At 67.3% G+C, this 18415-nt stretch carries 17 protein-coding genes and 1 riboswitch; of the genes, 10 read left to right on the top strand and 7 right to left on the bottom strand.

Features of this window, described 5'->3' with window-relative positions:
* Window positions 1-10: 10 nt before the first annotated feature.
* Together QFZ46_RS05740 and QFZ46_RS05735 are read left to right on the top strand one after the other, a co-directional pair.
* Entirely contained in the window at window positions 11-1336 is a 1326-nt protein-coding gene (locus QFZ46_RS05740) for a glutamate-1-semialdehyde 2,1-aminomutase (RefSeq protein WP_307359263.1), read from the top strand.
* 87 nt (window positions 1337-1423) lie between these two features.
* On the top strand, window positions 1424-1873 hold the full coding sequence (locus QFZ46_RS05735) for a hypothetical protein (RefSeq protein ID WP_307359261.1): 450 nt from the start codon (window positions 1424-1426) through the stop codon (window positions 1871-1873).
* A gap of 2 nt (window positions 1874-1875) precedes the next feature.
* Here the strand turns inward: QFZ46_RS05735 and QFZ46_RS05730 are convergent, their stop codons facing one another.
* Window positions 1876-3633, bottom strand: a complete 1758-nt coding sequence (locus QFZ46_RS05730) for an ABC transporter ATP-binding protein (protein WP_307359258.1) — start codon at window positions 3631-3633, stop codon at window positions 1876-1878.
* A gap of 109 nt (window positions 3634-3742) precedes the next feature.
* Here QFZ46_RS05730 and QFZ46_RS05725 point away from each other — a divergent pair, with 109 nt between their 5' ends.
* The 3 genes from QFZ46_RS05725 to QFZ46_RS05715 all read left to right on the top strand — a co-directional run bounded on the left by QFZ46_RS05725 (window position 3743) and on the right by QFZ46_RS05715 (window position 8808).
* On the top strand, window positions 3743-4804 hold the full coding sequence (locus tag QFZ46_RS05725; RefSeq protein WP_307359256.1) for an enoyl-CoA hydratase/isomerase family protein: 1062 nt from the start codon (window positions 3743-3745) through the stop codon (window positions 4802-4804).
* A 159-nt stretch (window positions 4805-4963) separates the two neighbouring features.
* Window positions 4964-6691 carry an ABC transporter ATP-binding protein gene (locus QFZ46_RS05720; protein ID WP_307359255.1) on the top strand — a complete coding sequence of 576 codons (1728 nt, stop codon included), beginning with the start codon at window positions 4964-4966 and terminating at the stop codon, window positions 6689-6691.
* On the top strand, window positions 6688-8808 hold the full coding sequence (locus QFZ46_RS05715; protein WP_307359252.1) for an ABC transporter ATP-binding protein: 2121 nt from the start codon (window positions 6688-6690) through the stop codon (window positions 8806-8808). Before QFZ46_RS05720 ends, QFZ46_RS05715 begins: the two co-directional genes overlap by 4 nt.
* Window positions 8809-8834: 26 nt before the next feature.
* Here the strand turns inward: QFZ46_RS05715 and QFZ46_RS05710 are convergent, their stop codons facing one another.
* On the bottom strand, window positions 8835-10487 hold the full coding sequence (locus tag QFZ46_RS05710) for a D-alanyl-D-alanine carboxypeptidase family protein (RefSeq protein WP_307359250.1): 1653 nt from the start codon (window positions 10485-10487) through the stop codon (window positions 8835-8837).
* Between the two features lie 94 nt (window positions 10488-10581).
* Window positions 10582-10693, top strand: a riboswitch (TPP riboswitch).
* On the opposite strand from QFZ46_RS05710, the gene QFZ46_RS05705 reads away from it, so the two are divergent.
* The 3 genes from QFZ46_RS05705 (at window position 10684) to QFZ46_RS05695 (ending at window position 13573) form a co-directional block, all read left to right on the top strand.
* Window positions 10684-11325, top strand: coding sequence for an ECF transporter S component (locus QFZ46_RS05705; protein WP_307359248.1), 642 nt, complete (start codon window positions 10684-10686; stop codon window positions 11323-11325). (Overlaps the previous riboswitch by 10 nt.)
* Before the next feature lie 2 nt (window positions 11326-11327).
* Window positions 11328-12785 (top strand): ABC transporter ATP-binding protein, encoded by a 1458-nt coding sequence (locus QFZ46_RS05700; protein ID WP_307359246.1) that lies wholly within the window; start codon window positions 11328-11330, stop codon window positions 12783-12785.
* Window positions 12782-13573 carry an energy-coupling factor transporter transmembrane component T family protein gene (locus QFZ46_RS05695; protein WP_307359244.1) on the top strand — a complete coding sequence of 264 codons (792 nt, stop codon included), beginning with the start codon at window positions 12782-12784 and terminating at the stop codon, window positions 13571-13573. Before QFZ46_RS05700 ends, QFZ46_RS05695 begins: the two co-directional genes overlap by 4 nt.
* Before the next feature lie 4 nt (window positions 13574-13577).
* Here the strand turns inward: QFZ46_RS05695 and QFZ46_RS05690 are convergent, their stop codons facing one another.
* The 3 genes from QFZ46_RS05690 to QFZ46_RS05680 all read right to left on the bottom strand — a co-directional run bounded on the left by QFZ46_RS05690 (window position 13578) and on the right by QFZ46_RS05680 (window position 15166).
* Window positions 13578-13970 carry an MmcQ/YjbR family DNA-binding protein gene (locus tag QFZ46_RS05690; protein ID WP_307359242.1) on the bottom strand — a complete coding sequence of 131 codons (393 nt, stop codon included), beginning with the start codon at window positions 13968-13970 and terminating at the stop codon, window positions 13578-13580.
* Window positions 13970-14695, bottom strand: coding sequence for an aminoglycoside 3'-phosphotransferase (locus tag QFZ46_RS05685; protein ID WP_307359239.1), 726 nt, complete (start codon window positions 14693-14695; stop codon window positions 13970-13972). Before QFZ46_RS05685 ends, QFZ46_RS05690 begins: the two co-directional genes overlap by 1 nt.
* A 111-nt stretch (window positions 14696-14806) precedes the next feature.
* Complete coding sequence (locus tag QFZ46_RS05680) at window positions 14807-15166, bottom strand: DUF488 domain-containing protein (RefSeq protein ID WP_307359236.1); 360 nt, start codon at window positions 15164-15166, stop codon at window positions 14807-14809.
* A 97-nt stretch (window positions 15167-15263) separates the two neighbouring features.
* On the opposite strand from QFZ46_RS05680, the gene QFZ46_RS05675 reads away from it, so the two are divergent.
* Window positions 15264-16025 carry an SDR family NAD(P)-dependent oxidoreductase gene (locus QFZ46_RS05675; RefSeq protein WP_307359232.1) on the top strand — a complete coding sequence of 254 codons (762 nt, stop codon included), beginning with the start codon at window positions 15264-15266 and terminating at the stop codon, window positions 16023-16025.
* Between the two features lie 95 nt (window positions 16026-16120).
* Window positions 16121-16951: an SDR family oxidoreductase gene (locus QFZ46_RS05670; protein ID WP_307359230.1), complete on the top strand. Its 831-nt coding sequence runs from the start codon at window positions 16121-16123 to the stop codon at window positions 16949-16951.
* A gap of 12 nt (window positions 16952-16963) precedes the next feature.
* On the opposite strand, the gene QFZ46_RS05665 is transcribed toward QFZ46_RS05670, so the two are convergent.
* Window positions 16964-17710 carry a sulfite exporter TauE/SafE family protein gene (locus tag QFZ46_RS05665; RefSeq protein ID WP_307359228.1) on the bottom strand — a complete coding sequence of 249 codons (747 nt, stop codon included), beginning with the start codon at window positions 17708-17710 and terminating at the stop codon, window positions 16964-16966.
* A complete protein-coding gene (locus QFZ46_RS05660) occupies window positions 17710-18387 on the bottom strand; it encodes an ankyrin repeat domain-containing protein (RefSeq protein WP_307359226.1) in 678 nt (225 codons plus the stop codon). The genes QFZ46_RS05665 and QFZ46_RS05660 overlap by 1 nt, the downstream gene beginning before the upstream one ends.
* Window positions 18388-18415: the final 28 nt, after the last annotated feature.

Raw genomic sequence — 18415 nt, 5'->3', positions numbered from 1 at the left:
GGAGGCTCCCATGAACGACCGCAACGACGACCTGTTCGCTGCCGCACGCACCGTGACCCCCGGCGGTGTGAACTCGCCGGTGCGGGCGTACGGCTCCGTCGGCGGCACTCCGCGGTTCCTGGCATCCGCGAAGGGTGCGACGGTCACCGATGCCGCCGGCAACGAGTACGTCGACCTCGTCGCGTCGTGGGGCCCCGCTCTGCTGGGTCACGCGCACCCGGATGTCGTCGCCGCCGTGCAGGAGGCAGCGACCCGCGGTCTCTCCTTCGGAGCACCGACGGAGGGTGAAGTCCAACTGGCGCGGTTGATCACCGAGCGCGTGCGGGTGGGAGATCTCGCCCCGATCGAACGCGTCCGTCTGGTCTCCACCGGCACCGAGGCGACCATGACGGCGATCCGCCTCGCGCGCGGCGCTACGGGCCGCGACCTGCTGGTGAAGTTCGCCGGGCACTACCACGGACATTCCGACGGACTTCTGGCGGAAGCGGGCTCAGGCGTCGCGACGCTGGCCCTGCCCGGCTCAGCCGGTGTGCCCGCCCCCATCGCGGCGCAGACGCTCGTGATCGGCTACAACGACCGCGCCGCGCTCGAGGCCGTCTTCGCCGAGCATGCGGGCCGCATCGCCGCCGTCATCGTCGAGGCCGCAGCCGCGAACATGGGCGTTGTCGAACCCGACCCCGGCTTCAACCGCTTCATCGCCGACACGGCGCATGCGAATGGTGCGTTGATGATCCTCGACGAGGTGCTCACCGGCTTCCGTGTGCACCACGCCGGATTCTGGGCGCTGCAGGCGTCGCTCGGCGAGGAGTACCTGCCCGACATCATCACGTTCGGCAAGGTCGTCGGCGGCGGCATGCCTCTCGCGGCCATCGGCGGTCGCGCCGATGTGATGGATCTGCTCGCACCCACCGGCCCGGTCTACCAGGCGGGCACGCTGTCGGGGAACCCGCTGTCGGTCGCTGCCGGCCTTGCGACGCTGCGCCTCGCGACGCCTGCCGTGTACGCCCGGGTGGATGCCGCGGCCGCTCGAGTCGCGGACGCCCTGGATGCAGCCCTCACCGACGCGGGCGTCGTGCATGCCGTGCCGCGCGCCGGCAACCTGTTCGGCGTGGTGTTCGCGGAGAAGGCACCGCACACCTATGCGGAGGCGCAGGCGCAGGAGGCATTCCGCTACGCACCCTTCTTCCATGCGATGCGCGAGCAGGGCGTCGCCCTGCCTCCGAGCGTGTTCGAGGCCTGGTTCCTCACGGCCGCACACGACGACGAGGCGCTGACCCGCATCGAGCGCGCGCTCCCCGCGGCGGCCGCTGCCGCAGCATCCGCTTCGCGTTCATAACTCCTGGCGGAATCGCACAAGCGGATTGTTGTGGTCCTGTGAGGAAGTCGCAGACAGTTTGCGGGGCGTCGCTGGCAGACTGGGTGCATGGTGACGTTGCTGCTGGATCAGACACAGCTTGAGGTTGTGCTCTCTCCGCTCGAGCGCGCTGCGACGTTTCACCGTGAGAACGTGAAGGTGTCGCGCGACACCATCACCAAGGTGCAGCTCACCGATGACGCATGGACGTGGCTGCGCGGGGTGCCGGGGCCAGGCACCCATATCCCGAGCATCCTCGCTGCCGGCACGTGGAAGGCCGCGGCGTCGACCGACTTCGTGCTCATCCGCCGGCATCGTCCGAGCGTGGTCATCGACCTCGAAGGCGATGAGCAGTTCCAGCGGCTGATCTTCACGACCAGGCACGGCCTCGCCCTGACGCAGGCGCTCCGACTCGAGGTCACAGAAGAGCCGGTCGATGTGGTGGAGATCGCCAGCACGGCTCCGATACCGGTCGTGAAGGGGCGTCAGCGTCCGGTCATCAGGCCGCGCCCCGTCTGAACTCAGCGCTGTTCGTGCGGTGGCTCGTCGCCGTCGTGCTCGTCGCCGTCTGCGTCGTCGCCTTCTGAACCGGCGTTCTCCAGGTCGTCGTCTTCCGACTCTTCGTCGGACGACGGTTCCTGTTCGTCGTCATCCTCGGAAGACGGGTCGCCGGTGAACGCGTCGAAGAACTCATCAGTCGGATCGGTCTCGTCGAGAGTCCCAGCCGATTCTGATTCCGCCAGCGGCACGTCGGCGACGACGTCGGATGCTGACGGCTCGGCGTCGGCGGCGGGGATGACCTCGATGACGCGGGTCACGTCCGAGTCGTCGCTGTCCGCGTCCGCAGCGTCGGCATCCGCATCGTCGATCGCATCCGTCGATGGCTGCTCTGCGTCGACGTGGCCTTCGGCGTCGTCGGCGTCGTCATCGGCAGCCGAAGCCGTCGCCGGGGTGTTGAACAGGCTGGCGACGGCCGCGAGTCCGGCGATGCCGGGGAGCGGGCGGGCGTCTTCCCGAGGGGCGGTGTCAACGTCTGCGGTATCACCAGCGCCGGACGCGTCTTCCGCCGTATCGGCGGGCTCCGCGGCGGTGCCGTCTTGTGCGGAATTCGCGTCATCGGAATCTGCAGCATCTGCGGGCGACGACCCGGCGTCGTCCTCGGCCTCGTCGGCCGGCTGATCCTCGGACCCCTCGGACCCCTCGGGCTCGGTGGGCCGGTCCACGGTCTCGGCGATCGAGTCCTCGTCGCGTTCGGATGCTTCGACCGTGCCGAACAGGGCGGCTGTGGCGTCGTCCGCGTGAGTCGCCGGCTCGTCTGCGTCCGAAGCAGACGCGGGCGCGACCGCCGCGGGAGCGGCACCTGCCACGCTCTTCGCGGGACGCACGTGCCGGTCGTTCACGAGGTCGAGGAAGACGTCTTCAAGGGTGGGTCCGCGCTGCTGCAGCGTGGTCAGGGCCACGCCGGCACCGGCGGTGACCGCACCGATCGTGGCAGCATCGCTGCCGCGTACTGTCAGCCCGGAGCGCAGGACCTCGAACTCGAAGCCTGCACCGCGCAGCGCCTTCGAGAGCGCGGAGCGGTCGGCGGCGTCGACCACCACGGGGCCGGCGGTCGGGTCGGCGAGGTCTTCCATGGTGCCGGCGAACTTCAGCTTGCCGCTCGCGATGACGAGGATCGCGTCGGCGGTCTGCTCGACTTCGGAGAGCACATGAGAGGAGACGAGCACGGTGCGACCCTCATCGGCGAGGCCGCGGATGAGAGTGCGCATCCAGCGGATGCCCTCAGGATCGAGACCGTTCGCCGGTTCGTCGAGCACGAGCACGCCCGGGTCGCCGAGCAGTGCCGTCGCCGCGCTCAGGCGCTGGCGCATGCCGAGTGAGAGCGCGGCGATCCGCGTCTCGACGTCATCGCCGAGGCCGACGAAAGAGATGAGCTCACCGACGCGCGACAGCGGGATGCTGTTGGCCTTGGCCGCCGCGATGAGATGACGCTCGACCGTGCGACGGGCGCGGAAGCCCGGGTTCTCGAGCATCGCCCCGATCACGCGAGCCGGGTCGCGCAGCTCGGAGAAGCGCTTGCCACCGATCTTCGTCGTGCCGATGGTCGGGCGCTCGAGGCCGACCAGCATCCGCAACGTGGTGGTCTTGCCCGCGCCGTTCGGGCCGAGGAAGCCCGTCACCACACCAGGGTTGACGCGCGCGGAGAAGTCAGACACCGCGGCGACTGCGCCGAAGCGCTTCGTCACGTGGTCGAACTCGATCAGCTGTCCGTCTGGCATCCGGGGCCTTTCCTGCGATGGGCGTTCTCTCTATCTTGTCGGAAAACACGCAGAATCTCGCGTCGGCACTGTGCGAAGCGTGAAGAAACAGACGAGTAACGTGGCATTCGTGACTGACAACACCGCGGCATCCACCGTTCTCGTCCGCACCGAGGGATCGCTGGGGCGGCTCACGCTGAACCGCCCGAAGGCGATCAACGCGCTCGATCTCGACATGATCCGTCAGCTCACGGCCGCCCTCGATCGGTGGCGTGATGACACCGACATCGACATCGTGCTCATCGACGGTGCAGGCGAACGCGGTCTGTGCGCCGGCGGCGACGTGCGGGGACTCTACGAGCAGATCGCGGGCGGCCGGTATGAAGGGGTCAGCGATTTCTTCCGCGAGGAGTACGCGCTGAACCTCATGATCGCGCAGTACCCGAAGACGGTCGTCGCCTTCGCGGACGGCATCACGATGGGCGGCGGAATCGGGCTCGCAGGGCACGCGGCCATCCGCGTCGTGACCGAGCGAAGCCGCCTGGCCATGCCGGAGACCAGGATCGGGTTCACCCCCGACGTCGGTGGCACGTATCTGCTCAGTCGCGCCCCCGGCCGCATCGGCGAGTACCTGGGACTCACCGGTGCCACCATGACGGGAGAGGATGCCGTGTACGCGGGCTTCGCCGACTATTACGTGCCGTCGACGCACCTCGACGAACTGCGCGAGGCTCTCGGCAAGCGCGCCGATCCGACCAGCCCGTCCGAGCTCGTGCTGCTGTTCGATGACACGCCGGAGCGTTCGCCTCTCGCGGATGAGCGCGGCTGGATCGACGAAGTCTTCTCGGCCGACACGATCGGCGAGGTCATGCAGCGGCTCTCCGCGCGGCCCGAGCCCGCGGCATCCGCCACGGCGGCGACGCTCGCCGAGCTCTCACCGACCGGGATCGCCGTCACGCTGGACGCCGTCCGCGAGGCCCGCGAGGGCGAGCTGCGCGATGCGCTGATCGGCGAGTACCGTCGGGTGCTCTGGTTCGGGACGCACCACCCCGATCTCATGGAGGGGATCCGCGCGCAGCTGGTGGACAAGGACCGCTCGCCGAAATGGCGGCCTGCCACCCTCGCGGAGTTGGAGCCGGACGCCGGTGCTGCGGCCCGCGCGTATGCGCCAGAGGTGCCTCTCTTCGGCTGAACAGCCCGCCGAGGTTTGCTGGACACCGTGCAGAATCCGCTGGTGACCAGCGGTTCGTTCGCCCTGAGCGGATAATCCTCCTTCGTCGTTACGAATGTCCGAGCTTCGTGACAATCTGTTCTGTGGCACTCGCTGCCCCTATCCCACAAGGACACTTTCATGCTCGGAAAACTCCTCGTCCGCTATCTCTCCAAATACAGGTGGCTGCTCGTCGGTGTGCTGGTCTTCCAGTTCGCCAGCGCGCTCGCCACGCTCTACCTTCCCCGCCTGAACGCCGACATCATCAACAACGGCGTCGCTCAGGCCGACACCGGCTACATCTGGCGCACCGGCGCATTCATGCTCCTGGTCTCGCTCGGTCAGATCGTCTGCTCGATCGTCGCGACATATTTCGCTGCCAAGGCGGCCATGAGTGTCGGACGCGACATCCGCGCCGACGTCTTCTCCCGCGTGAGCGGCTTCTCGGAGCGTGAGGTGTCGCAGTTCGGCGCCGGCTCGCTGATCACACGCAACACCAACGATGTGCAGCAGGTGCAGATGCTGGCGATGATGGGCGCGACGATGTTCGTCACCGCCCCGCTGCTCGCCATCGGCGGCATCATCATGGCCGTCCAGCAGGACGTCGGGCTGAGCTGGCTGATCGCCGTATCGGTGCCGGCTCTGCTGATCGCCGCCGTCCTCGTCATCGGCCGCATGGTCCCGCTGTTCCGCCGCAACCAGAAGCAGCTCGATGCGATCAACCGCGTCATGCGCGAGCAGCTCACCGGCGTGCGGGTCGTTCGCGCATTCGTCCGCGAGCCCATCGAGGAACAGCGTTTCCGCGAGACGAACACGGAACTCATGATTCTCGGGCGCAAGATCGGCTCGCTGTTCGTCCTGCTCTTCCCGCTGTTCATGCTGATCCTCAACGTCACCGTCGTCGGCGTGATCTGGTTCGGCGGTATCGAGATCAATGCGGGCAACGTCGAGGTCGGCACGCTGTTCGCCTTCATGCAGTACATCGGTCAGATCATGATGGGTGTGATCATGTCGAGCTTCATGGCGATGATGATCCCGCGCGCGGCTGTCTCCGCCGAGCGTGTCGGCGAGGTGCTGAACGCGGAGTCCAGCATGCACCGTCCTGACAACGGGGTCGTCGACTTCAGCGCCCCCGGCACCGTCATGCTCGAAGACGTCGAGTTCACCTATCCGGGAGCTGAGTCTCCGGTTCTTTCCGGTATCTCTTTCGGCGCGAACAAGGGCGAGACGGTCGCGATCGTCGGCTCCACCGGCGCAGGCAAGACCACACTCGTGTCGCTGATCCCGCGGCTGTTCGACGTCACCGGCGGCGGTGTGCGCGTGAACGGCACCGATGTGCGCGAGGCCGATGTGGACGCGCTGTGGAAGAGCATCGGTCTGGTGCCGCAGCGACCCTTCCTGTTCACCGGAACGGTGGCGTCGAACCTGCGGTACGGGCGAGAAGAAGCCACAGATGAAGAACTGTGGCACGCGCTCGAGATCGCGCAAGGACGCGATTTCGTCGAGGAGATGCCCGATGGTCTCGAATCGCGCATCGCTCAGGGCGGGACGAATGTCTCCGGCGGGCAGCGCCAGCGGCTCGCGATCGCGAGGGCCATCGTGCATCAGCCGGAGATCCTCATCTTCGATGATTCGTTCTCCGCGCTCGACCTCACGACCGACGCCCGGCTGAGACAGGCACTGTGGCGTGAGCTTCCGGGAGTGACGAAGATCGTCGTCGCGCAGCGTGTGTCGAGCATCATGGATGCTGATCGCATCGTGGTCCTCGATGGCGGCGCGATGGTCGGCGTCGGCACTCACGACGAGTTGCTCGCATCCAACGACACGTACCGAGAGATCGTCGAATCGCAGCTGGGAGTTGACGCATGAGCACGCCAGAGCAGCTCACTGCAGAAGAGCAGTACGAAGCGGAACTCGCCGATGCGGCGCGCCTCGACGCCGGTGGTTGGGATGCGCCGGCGCCGGGCAAGGCCGACAACTTCGGCAAGAGCTTCGCCAGGATGATCGGACTGCTGAAGCCCTCAGCCGTCTGGTTCGTCTTCGTCTCCATCCTCGGCGCGCTCGGCGTCGTGCTGACGGTCGCCGCGCCCAAGGTGCTCGGTGAGGCCACCAACCTCATCTACGAGGGATTCATCTCCAAGACGCTCGCCGACAATGGCGTGCCGGCCGGCACGCCGCAGGACCAGGTCGTGGAGATCCTGCGGTCGCAGGGGCAGGACGACTTCGCCAACATGGTCGCGGCGTTCACCGACTTCCAGGTCGGCGCAGGCATCGATTTCGAGCGTCTGCGCTGGATCATCGTCGCCGTGCTCGCCATCTACGTCGGTGCCGCCCTGCTGAGCTGGATCCAGGGCTACGTCATCAACGTGATCATGGTGCGTACGATGTGGCGTCTGCGGGAATCCGTCGAAGCGAAGATCAACCGACTGCCGCTGTCGTATTTCGACAAGGTGCAGCGCGGCGAACTGATCTCGCGCGTCACGAACGACATCGACAACATCACCACGGCGATGCAGCAGTCCCTCTCCGGTGCGCTGACCTCGGTGCTCACCGTCATCGGCGTGCTCGTGATGATGTTCTCCATCTCGTGGCAGCTGGCGCTCGTCGCCCTCGTAGCGTTGCCGCTCATGGGCGTCATCTTCGGCGTCATCGGCCCGCGTTCGCAGAAGGCCTTCGGGTCGCAGTGGCGCAAGGTCGGCCGTCTCAACGCGCGGGTGGAGGAGGCCTTCTCCGGCCACGCGCTGGTGAAGGTATACGGACGTGAGAAGGACGCACTCGACAAGTTCCAGGTCGAGAACGAGGAGCTCTTCCAGGCGAGCTTCAAGGCGCAGTTCCTGTCCGGCATCATCATGCCGGCCATGACCTTCGTCGGCAGCCTCACCTACGTCGGCATCGCGGTGCTCGGAGGCCTGATGGTCGCGAGCGGCCAACTCCGCCTCGGCGACGTGCAGGCCTTCATCCAGTACTCGCAGCAGTTCACACAGCCGCTGAGCGAACTGGGTGGCATGGCAGCCGTCGTGCAGTCCGGTACCGCCTCGGCCGAGCGCGTCTTCGACTTCCTCGACGCCGATGAGCAGGATCCTGATGCTGCAGATGCACCGGCCCTCGTCGAGGGCAAGGGCGTCATCGAGTTCGAGAACGTGTCGTTCTCGTACACGCCGGAGCGCCCACTGATCAATGACCTCTCGTTCCGGGTGGAGCCGGGGCAGACGGTCGCGATCGTGGGCCCCACCGGCGCAGGTAAGACGACGCTGGTGAACCTCATCATGCGCTTCTACGAGCTCAGCGGCGGACGCATCCTGCTGGATGGGCAGGACATCTCCGAGGTGACACGATCCGAGTTGCGATCGCGCACCGGCATGGTGCTGCAGGATCCCTGGCTGTTCGCAGGTTCCATCCTGGAGAACATCCGGTACGGCCGTGCGTCGGCGACCGACGAAGAGGTGCTGGACGCGGCGAAGGCGACCTACGTCGACCGTTTCGTGCACGCGCTTCCCGACGGCTACGAGACCGTTCTCGAAGAGGACGCGGCGAACGTCTCAGCTGGAGAGCGTCAGCTCATCACGATCGCGCGAGCATTCGTGGCGAAGCCATCGATCCTCATCCTCGATGAGGCGACGAGCGCTGTCGACACTCGCACCGAGCTGCTGCTGCAGCACGCCATGGCGGCGCTGCGTCAGGGGCGCACCTCGTTCGTGATCGCGCACCGTCTGTCGACGATCCGCGACGCCGACCTCATCCTCGTGATGGAGCACGGTGACATCGTCGAGAAGGGCTCGCACGATGAGCTCATCGCGGCGCAGGGTGCGTACTGGCGGCTGTACCAGTCGCAGTTCGAGCAGGCCGCCACCGACATCGACGCCGAGGAGGCCCTCACCGGCACGACTCCGGTCGTCGGCGCCGAAGAGGCGGAGCCGGCTGCGACGACGGGCGCGGTGCCGGTCGTGAAGACGGGTGCCGACGCCGAGGAATCGGCGCAGATCTGAGTTCGGAGGTTGTGGCCGGCTGCGCGTCAGTCGGCCACAACGCCGAGAAGTTCGAGCGGGTGCGTCAGCCGCCACCAGGGGCTCGGTCCCGTGAGCTCATCTGCGAGCGAGACACTGACCTCGACGGCATCCACGGGGCCGCTCACGCTGAGGCTGCCGGCCTCGTCGCCCGCAGCGCGCTCGTCGCTCAGAGCGAGAGTCGCACTGGCGTCGGCTGATGCTCCGTTCCACAGCAGAACCGTCGCATCTTCGTCTGTGACGAGGTCGACGTTCGAGCCCCAGAGGGTTTCGACCGTGCCGACCACGGTGCCGGTCGGCACAGTCGCCGGCATGTCCTGCAGTGCATTCTCGACTTCGGTGAACAGCGATCGCGTCACGGCGAGACGCTCGTCATTGCTGCCCTGGTTCAGCACGGAGGCGAACAGACGCACGGTCGTGTCCCCGATCGTGACGTCTTTCGCCGTGAGCATGCTCCAGCCCTCGAGCGTGCCGGTCTTGATGCCGACGACGCCCGGATCCGCCAGCATGCCGTTGGTGTTCGTGACGAGTCCAGCGCCGGGGATGTCAGCAGTGACCGTCCCGACGATCTCCGCGAAGACCGGGTTCTGCATCGCGCGCTCGCCGAGTTGCAGCAGGGCGTCGGGAGTCGCGACGTTGCCCTCGTCGAAGCCGGACGGCGTCACGATGGTGATTCCGGATAATCCGCGCTCAGCGAGCCAGGTCGCTGCGGCGTCGGCGAACTCCGCATCCGATCCCCAGATCTCGCGGGCGAGGCGATCGACATAGTTGTTCGCAGATCCGAGAAGCGTGCCCTGCAGCATCTGATACTCGGTCAGCACGCCGTCGACCGGTACATCCAGCGCCGACTGATCGCCGCGGCGATAGTCCCAGTACTCGACGCTGTCGCTGTAGGTGAAGGCGAACTCCGGCCCCTGCTCGCCGAGCTGCAGCGGCATCCGATCCAGCACCATCAAGGCGGTGACGACCTTCGTCACGCTGGCGATCGATACGGCATCCGCGGCGGACGATGCGGAGGAGACCCCGGCGACGCTGATGCCTGCGCTGCCCGCAACCGGCCAGGTGGGCGTCGCGAGCTCCGCCGTGATCTGCTCGATCTCCAGGACCTCCACCGTCGGAGGCACCTCATGTAGAGGCCACAGGAGTACTGTCGCGACGTATGCCAGCGCGAGCGCGGCGACAGCGCTGAGCGGCACCAGCCAGCGTGCCCGCAGCAGTGCGGGGCGGACGTGCGCGTCAGCGAGAAGATCGGGTCCGGTCTCCTGCATCGTTACTGGATCGAGATCCGCAGGGTGAGTGGCTTTCTCGACGGTGTCGATGTCGAGCCAGGTGAACGCGGTGGCCGTCCGCTCTTCGTCGGCCCACTGCGCAGCGGATGCGGTCGCTTCGTCGACATCCTGGTCGCCGTCCGACTCGAGCGCCGTCTCGATGTCATCGAGCCGGGCATCGCTGGAAACGGAATCGGCGGCCGACACGGGCGTTTGCGCTGTTTCCCCGGTGCTCGTCGCGGGTTCGACGACGGCATCGCCTGAAACGGTTGCGTTCGCGGTGTCGCTGAACGGCAGCGCCGGCGGCTGCACGGTACTGCTTGCTCCGGTGCTGGCACGAAGCTCCCGCCGGGTGAGGGTTCCCGTATCGGGCGTCGCGTCATCGATGGTCACTTGTTCACGGTACCGAATCCGGTGGCCTTGCCGTGCTTTGACGCTGCTGCTCCCAGGTGCCGGCGCGGGCGATTTCGAACCTGAGTATGATCGTCATCACAACCACGGGAGTCCGGCGAGCCGGGCTGAGAGGGAGCGAAAAGCGCTTCGACCGTCGAACCTGATCTGGGTCATGCCAGCGCAGGGAGGAGTTCCTATGAACACGTCTACACGCACGCCCGCCGCCACGACCATCGGCACCGGTGCGAATCCGTGGCGCTGGCGCGTCGTCGACATCGTCGTCGCCGCCGTCCTCGGCGTCGCGGTCGGCCTGCTCTTCTGGGGGTGGAACGTCGTCGGCGGGGCGTGGTTCGGGGCTGCGGATGCCTTGACCCCAGGGCTCGGCGGCATCGCCGTCGGCATCTGGCTGATCGGTGGCGTCATCGGCGGCCTCGTCATCCGCAAACCGGGGGCGGCCCTCGTCGTCGAGGTGGTCGCCGCGATCGTCTCGATGCTCATCGGCAACGTGTGGGGCGTTTCCACCGTCTTGTCCGGACTCGTCCAGGGCCTCGGCGCAGAGCTCATCTTCGCGCTGTTCCTGTACCGGCGTTTCGGCCTCGGTGTCGCGGCCCTCGCCGGAGTCGGCGCCGCGGTCGCCGCGTGGGTCTTCGAGCTCTTCTACGGCAGCTCGCCCAACATCCTCAAGTCGCTCGAGTTCAACACGATCTATCTGGTGTGCGTCGCCGTCTCCGGTGCGATCCTCGCCGGCGTCGTCGGTTGGTTGCTCGTGCGCGCACTGGCGAAGACCGGAGCGCTCAGCCGCTTCGCCGCGGGCAGAGAACTCGCACGCGAGGTCTGAACATGACTTCTGCCACCCCGGCCCGCGTGCAGGCCGCGGGCTGGGGGTGGCGCTACGCCGGACGGAAGCTTCCCGCCGTCAGCGATGCCACCTTCACGATCGAACCAGGCGAGCGCGTGCTGCTGCTCGGCGCCTCCGGCGCGGGAAAGTCGACCCTGCTGGCGGGTCTCGCCGGAGTGCTCGGCGATGCTGATGAGGGAGAACGCACCGGAGCTCTTCTGATCGATGGAGCCGCTCCAGAGTCGCGCCGCGGGCAGGTGGGCCTGGTCATGCAGGATCCGGATGCGGGAATCGTGCTGTCGAAGGTCGGCGACGATGTCGCCTTCGGCTGCGAGAACCTCGGCATCCCGGCATCAGAGATCCCCGCGCGTGTGGCGGGCGCACTCGAAGCCGTGGGGTTGGACGTGCCGTTGCAGCACGCGACGAAGGCGCTTTCCGGCGGTCAGAAGCAGCGGCTGGTACTCGCGGGCGTGCTTGCGATGCGCCCAGGGCTGCTGCTGCTCGACGAGCCGACCGCGAATCTCGATCCGGAAGGGGTCGCTGAGGTCCGGTCGAGTGTCGAGCGGGTCGTGGATGCCACCGGCGCGACGCTGATCGTCGTGGAGCACCGCACTCCGGTCTGGGTCGACCTGATGACCCGGGTGATCGTGCTCGCCGCCGGCGGCGGGCTGCTCGCAGACGGTTCACCCGCGCAGGTGTTCGCTGAGCACGGCCGTGCGCTGGCGGATGCCGGGGTGTGGGTACCGGATCAGGATGTCGAGCTGCCGGTGACGCCGGTAGCCTCTGGCGCGGCATCCGCTGTTCTCGAAGCGACCGGTCTCGCCGTGGCGCGCGATCCGCGTGTCGTCGTGCAGTCCGGGCTCGATGTGCGCGTGCCGCAGGGGAGTGCGACCGTGATCACGGGTCCGAACGGCGTGGGCAAGTCGACCCTCGCTCTCACGCTGGCAGGTCTCATCCCCGAGCGCACGGGTGAGGTCGTCGCGGCATCCTCGCTTACCGGCAGGGGTGGGCGTCGGCCGATCCGATGGACATCGCGCGAACTGCTCACGCGCATCGGCACAGTGTTCCAGGAGCCCGAGCATCAGTTCCTCACACAGACACTGCGTGACGAACTCGCCGTCGGGCCGAGAGCGCTGGGCTGGGACGCCGCCCGTACTGCATTCGTCGTCGACGGGCTGCTCGAGCGCCTGCACCTGTCGCACCTCGCGCTCGCGAACCCGTTCACGTTGTCGGGTGGGCAGAAGCGGCGGCTGTCCGTCGCGACGGTGCTCGCGGCATCGCCCGAGGTGATCGTGCTCGACGAACCGACCTTCGGGCAGGACCGGCGCGGCTGGATCGAGCTGGTCTCCTTGCTGCAGGAGGAGATCGCGTCGGGCACTTCGGTCGTCGCCGTCACGCACGACGAGGGCGTGATCCAGCACCTCGGCGGGCATCGGATCGTACTGGAGCCGGCGGCATGAGCGCGGATGTCGAGATCGAAGAGACGGTGCATCGCGCATGGCTCGACGGCGTGAACCCGGTGACGAAGCTGGTGCTCGCACTGCTGCTGTCCGTGCCGCTGTTCGCGTCCATCGATGTGGTGAGCGGCCTCGTCGCGATCGGACTGCAGCTGCTGTGCCTGCCGCTCACCGGTCTGCGATGGGGCACCGTGCTGAAAAGGATGCTGCCGATCATGATCTTCGCCCCGGTCGCGGGGCTGAGCATGCTGCTGTACGCCGAGCCTGCAGGGCGCATCTACTGGAGCTGGGGGTTCGCGACGGTGAGCGAGGAGTCGGTCCAGCTGGCCATCGCTGTGGCCCTCCGCGTCGTCGCCCTCGGTCTGCCGACGATCCTGCTGTTCGGGCGCACCGACCCGACCGAGCTGGCGGATGCTCTCGCGCAGGTCGCGAAGCTGCCCAGTCGATTCGTGCTCGGCGTCCTCGCCGGTGCCAGGATGCTGGGTCTGTTCCTCGATGACTGGCGCACGATGGGCCTCGCCCGACGTGCGCGTGGTGTGGGTGATCGCGGTGCGCTCAGACGCTTCTTCTCGATGGCGTTCGTACTGCTGGTGTTCGCGGTGCGCCGCGGCACGAAGCTCGCGATGGCGATGGAGGCGCGCGGGTTCGGGTCCGGCATCCCGCGTACGTGGTCCCGGCCGTCCCGTCTGCATGCACGTGACGGTGTGGCGCTGCTCGGAGGCACCCTGATCATGGCCCTCGCGCTCACCGCGGCAGTGCTGCTCGGCACGTTCCGGTTCGTCTGGAGTTGAGCGGTCAGCGCCCGTCGAGTTCTCGCACCAGCCGCCGCGGTGCTGTCACCCGATAGGAGGCGTCGATGAGTTCGGCGATCTCCTGCCAGTCCGTCTCCTCGTCGAGGTCGATCCCGAGCCATCCCGAGGGCCCGAGATACGCAGGCACCCAGAATCGTGGGTCCTGCCGCAGAGCGGGATCATCGGCGGGGTCCGGACGCACCATGATCGCCGCGTCATGCGCGACCCATTCATCGTCGGCGCGCACCGAGCCGCCGAAGTAGCAGAACACCTTCTGCGTGAAGAACGTGGGACGCCCGTGACTGACCTTCTCATCGGCCTCCGGCAGCCCGAGCGCGATCTGGCGTACCCGTGCGAGCAGCGGGTCGTCCTCGTGGAACATGATCGGATGAGCCATCAGGTCGCGTCCCACAGCGCTCGGTAGTACGCCAGCCGCTCGCGGTCGGGTTCGACGCCGTATGCCTCGATGAGCGCGTCTTCCCATCCGGAGCCGTAGTTCCAGGACGTGCTCATGGATGCCACCGCGATGTCCGCCCAGCGGTCGGCGGTGCCGAGTACCGCGAAGTCGACGTGCGCGAGCCACCGGCCACCGGCATCCAACAGGGTGTTGGGAACGCAGGCATCGCCGTGGCAGACGACCAGCTTGTCTATCGGCGGAGCCTCGCGCAGCGAGGCGGGAATGCGGATGCCCCTGGCCTCGGCGTTCGCGATGCGGGCGGGCACGCTCCAGGTCCACGGGCATTCGTCCACCGGAAGCCTGTCGTGCAGTGCTCGCAGCGCTTCGCCGACAGCACGCACGGCAGCGGCGGGTTCCGCGATCCAGCGCGGCGCGACGGCGCTCTCACCCTGAAGCGCCACCGTGACGAGCCACTCGTGAGTGGCTTCCTGTCCCTGCTCGATCACCTCCGGCACTCGTATCCATCTCGATGCCCAGCGCATCCGCTCTGCTTCATCGCGCATGTTCGCCTCGTCGTCGAGCGGACCGTACTTGATGAAGCGCCCGTCGTCGGTGCGGAACGTCAAGCCGCCGATGTTGTTGTGCCACACGGGCGTGAGGTCTGCACCGGCCGCGAGCGCCTCCACGCGCGCCGGAACCGCGACCTCTCCGACGGGGATCGTCATGCTGTCTTCCGTGTGCTCATAACTCCTCAACGATGGTTGCAGAATGTCGGCTTCTTCGCTCGCAGTGCCTCGGATCGCGGAAACGTGAGGAGTTGTGAACACGCAGGTCCGTCACAACAGTCTCCGCAGCGCTTCCTCCAGCACGATCGCGTGGTTGTGCTCCGGGTCGTGCGCGGCGTAGACGAGCGTGACGACGTCGTGCTGCTTCAGCGTCGCAGTGAGGTCCTCGAGCGCGGGCGCCGACTCGTTCGCCAGTTCGGCCCGGTACCGGTCTGCGTAGATGCCCCAGTCGTCGTCGGATGCCGTGTGCCATGCCTTTCGCAGGTCAGGGCTGGGCGCGGTGTTCTTGGCCCAGAGGTCGATGCCGGCCCGCTCCTTGGAGACACCGCGCGGCCACAGCCGATCGACCAGCACACGGAACCCATCGGCCGACGCAGCGGTGTCGTAGGCTCGCTTGCGACGCAGTTGCATGCCTCCACCCAACACCCGATTGCGGAACAGCGCCAGGGTGGAACTGAGAACTGCGTATGCTGGAACTGAGTTGCAAAAACCGTTCGAAGGAGAACACATGCAGGTCCAGGGATCCGCAGCACTGATCACGGGTGGCGCCTCAGGCCTCGGCCTCGCCACCGCTCGTGCGCTCGCCGCAGCGGGCGCGCACGTCACGCTGCTCGACCTGCCGTCATCGGCAGGCGCCGACCTCGCCACTGAACTCGGCGGAACGTTCGCCGCCGGCGACGTCACCAGTGCGGAGGATGCCGCGGCAGCCGTCGTCGCCGCGAACGCGGCGGCTCCACTGCGCATCGTCGTGAACTGCGCCGGCATCGCGCCGCCCGCGAAGGTGCTCGACCGTGAAGGCAACCCCGCCGTTCTCGCGGACTTCGAGCGTGTGATCCGCATCAACCTCGTGGGCACGTTCAACGTCATCTCGCAGGCGTCCGCCGTGATCGCGAAGAACGACCCGACCGAGTCAGGTGACAGAGGCGTCATCATCAACACGGCGTCCGTCGCCGCGTTCGACGGGCAGATCGGTCAGCCGGCGTACTCCGCGTCGAAGGGCGGCGTGCACGCCATGACATTGCCGATCGCACGTGAACTCGCTCGCTACAGCATCCGAGTCTGCACGATCGCTCCCGGCATCATGGAGACCCCCATGCTCGCCGGTCTCCCCGAAGCCGCGCAGGAGTCGCTCGGGCAGCAGGTGCCGTATCCCGCGCGTCTGGGGCGCCCATCCGAGTACGCCGCGCTCGCCCTGAGCATCGTCGAGAACGACTACCTGAACGGCGAGACGATCCGCCTGGACGGCGCGATCCGCATGGCGCCGAAGTAAGACACCCCTTTCGAATCACACAAAGTGCTGCAGATCGGCGGAGACCGAACACTGTGAACGATTCGAAGCAAGACATCGATCGACAAGGAGACCCCATGACACTGGCAGGAAAGACGATCCTGATGTCGGGCGGCAGCCGCGGCATCGGACTGGCGATCGCGCTGCGCGCCGCGGCGGACGGTGCGAACATCGCGATGCTCGCGAAGACCGACACACCTCATCCGAAGCTCGAGGGCACGATCCACACCGCGGCCGAGCAGATCCGTGCCGCCGGTGGCAACGCGCTGCCCATCGTCGGCGACGTGCGTGAGGACGACGACATCACCGAGGCGGTCCTGAAGACGCAGGGCGAGTTCGGCGGCATCGACATCGTGATCAACAACGCCAGCGTCATCGACCTGTCGCGCTCGCTCGATCTCGGCGCGAAGAAGTACGACCTGATGCAGGACGTCAACGTTCGGGGCACGTTCATGCTGTCGCGTGCGGCGATTCCGCAGCTGAAGGATGCCGCGAACCCGCACATCCTGTCGCTCTCGCCGCCGCTCAACCCGACACCGAAGTGGCTCGGCGCGCACACCGGATACTCGCTGGCGAAGTTCGGCATGACGATGGTCACGCTGGGGCTCGCGGCGGAGTTCGCCTCAGACGGCATCGCCGCCAACACGCTGTGGCCACGCACGACGATCGCGACCGCTGCGGTGCAGAACCTGCTCGGCGGTGACAAGGTGATGGCCGCGAGTCGCACGCCGGAGATCTATGCGGATGCCGCCTACGCGGTGCTCACGAAGCCGGCGGCCGAGTACACCGGGCAGAGCCTGATCGTGGAGGACGTGCTGGAAGCCGACGGCGTGACCGACTTCTCCGGCTACGCTGCGATTCCCGGCACCCCGGACGACCGGTTGTTCCCGGACATCTTCCTCGGGTAGCTGCTCGCCGGCTCAGAACAGCAGGTAGACGGCGCCGATGATCGTCAGGCCGATCACGATCTTGTCGAACACCTGCTGCTTCATCCGGCGGGCGAGTCGGATGCCGAGCAGTGCGCCGATGACGACGAGCGGGATGAGCACGGCGTCCATCAGCAGCACAGGGCCGTTGAACAGCCCGATGCCGGCGAGGAATGGCACCTTCACGAGGTTCACGATCGCGAAGAACCACGCCGAGGTGCCGAGGAACACCTGCACGGGAGTGCGCATCGCGAGGAAGTACATCGACATCACCGGCCCGGCGGCGTTGGCGACCATGGTCGTGAAGCCGGCGAGTGCGCCGTAGGTGGATGCGATCACGACCCCGTGCGGGGCAGTCTCGGCATCCGCCTTGCTCTGCCGCCAGCGTCGCCACAGCGTCACGGCGATCATCGCGAGCAGGATGACGCCGATCGCGCGGCGCACGACGTTGTCATCACCGATCGCGAGAAAGGCGAACCCGGCCACCAGGCCAGCGACGACCGCCGGTGCCAGCCGCAGCAGCGTCGGCCAGTGCGCGTGCCGTCGATAGGCGACCAGTGCGAACATGTCGCCGACGATGAGCAGGAGCAGCAGCGCCGCCGTCGAGGTGCGAGCCGGAAGCACAGCCGCGAAGAGCGCGACAGGCAGGATGCCACCACCGGGGATCGCGGTCTTCGCGAGGCCGATCGCGAGCGCGGCGAGCGCCAGCACGGCCCACGCCCACGGCAGAAGTTCGGGCATCACAGGGCGGTGTCGAGCACGGCGACGATTGCGTCGTATCCGCGGCCGGCGGCGAGTTCGCGGGGCGAGGCGCCCTCGCCGTCTGCGATTGCCGGATCTGCGCCGCCGGCGAGCAACGCGCGGACGACCTCGACATAGGCATCTGATCCGTCGCCCAGGACGATCGCCTCGTGCAATGCCGTCCAGTCCAGATTGTTGACGTGGTTCGGATCGACGCCGGCGTCGAGCAGGATCTGCACGGTGCTGAGCAGACCCCGTTCGGATGCCGGGATGAGTGCTGTCCCGCCGAAACGGTTCGTGCTCGACAGGTCTGCGCCGCTCTCGAGCGTGAGCCGGAGGATCTCATCGTGGCCGCGTGCTCCGGCGTAGAGGTATGCGGAGTCCTGGATGTCGTCCTGCGCGTTGACGTCGGCGCCGGCCTCTATGAGCGTGCGCGCGGCCTCGACGTGGTTCGCCTTGGCGGCGATGATGAGCGCGGTCATCCCGTTCTCGCCGCGCGTTTCCAGGTCGGCGCCGTCTCGGAGTGCGGTGCGCACACCTTCGACGTCTCCGGTGGAAGCGGCGGCGAGCAGGCGCTGTTCGGCGGGAGTGTTCACACCAGGTTCCTCAAGGTCGGTCGTCGGTGAACAGGCGGCTGCACCGACTGCCAGGGTGAGCAGCAGTATGGTCAGCAGCATTCGTCTCACCTGGGTGGTCCACCATGTC

Origin of the sequence: Microbacterium murale (assembly GCF_030815955.1) — a bacterium.
GTDB lineage: Bacteria > Actinomycetota > Actinomycetes > Actinomycetales > Microbacteriaceae > Microbacterium > Microbacterium murale_A.
Note: the sequence above shows the minus strand (reverse complement) of the source record. Positions and strands in the feature narration are given on the sequence as shown.

Coding starts and splice junctions, on each gene's coding strand:
- QFZ46_RS05680 (WP_307359236.1), bottom strand. CDS start 15,166: ATGCAACTGCGTCGCAAGCGAGCCTACGACACCGCTGCGTCGGCCGAT.
- QFZ46_RS05715 (WP_307359252.1), top strand. CDS start 6,688: ATGAGCACGCCAGAGCAGCTCACTGCAGAAGAGCAGTACGAAGCGGAA.
- QFZ46_RS05660 (WP_307359226.1), bottom strand. CDS start 18,387: ATGCTGCTGACCATACTGCTGCTCACCCTGGCAGTCGGTGCAGCCGCC.
- QFZ46_RS05720 (WP_307359255.1), top strand. CDS start 4,964: ATGCTCGGAAAACTCCTCGTCCGCTATCTCTCCAAATACAGGTGGCTG.
- QFZ46_RS05730 (WP_307359258.1), bottom strand. CDS start 3,633: ATGCCAGACGGACAGCTGATCGAGTTCGACCACGTGACGAAGCGCTTC.
- QFZ46_RS05665 (WP_307359228.1), bottom strand. CDS start 17,710: ATGCCCGAACTTCTGCCGTGGGCGTGGGCCGTGCTGGCGCTCGCCGCG.
- QFZ46_RS05690 (WP_307359242.1), bottom strand. CDS start 13,970: ATGGCTCATCCGATCATGTTCCACGAGGACGACCCGCTGCTCGCACGG.
- QFZ46_RS05685 (WP_307359239.1), bottom strand. CDS start 14,695: ATGACGATCCCCGTCGGAGAGGTCGCGGTTCCGGCGCGCGTGGAGGCG.
- QFZ46_RS05695 (WP_307359244.1), top strand. CDS start 12,782: ATGAGCGCGGATGTCGAGATCGAAGAGACGGTGCATCGCGCATGGCTC.
- QFZ46_RS05670 (WP_307359230.1), top strand. CDS start 16,121: ATGACACTGGCAGGAAAGACGATCCTGATGTCGGGCGGCAGCCGCGGC.
- QFZ46_RS05740 (WP_307359263.1), top strand. CDS start 11: ATGAACGACCGCAACGACGACCTGTTCGCTGCCGCACGCACCGTGACC.
- QFZ46_RS05705 (WP_307359248.1), top strand. CDS start 10,684: ATGAACACGTCTACACGCACGCCCGCCGCCACGACCATCGGCACCGGT.
- QFZ46_RS05675 (WP_307359232.1), top strand. CDS start 15,264: ATGCAGGTCCAGGGATCCGCAGCACTGATCACGGGTGGCGCCTCAGGC.
- QFZ46_RS05735 (WP_307359261.1), top strand. CDS start 1,424: ATGGTGACGTTGCTGCTGGATCAGACACAGCTTGAGGTTGTGCTCTCT.
- QFZ46_RS05700 (WP_307359246.1), top strand. CDS start 11,328: ATGACTTCTGCCACCCCGGCCCGCGTGCAGGCCGCGGGCTGGGGGTGG.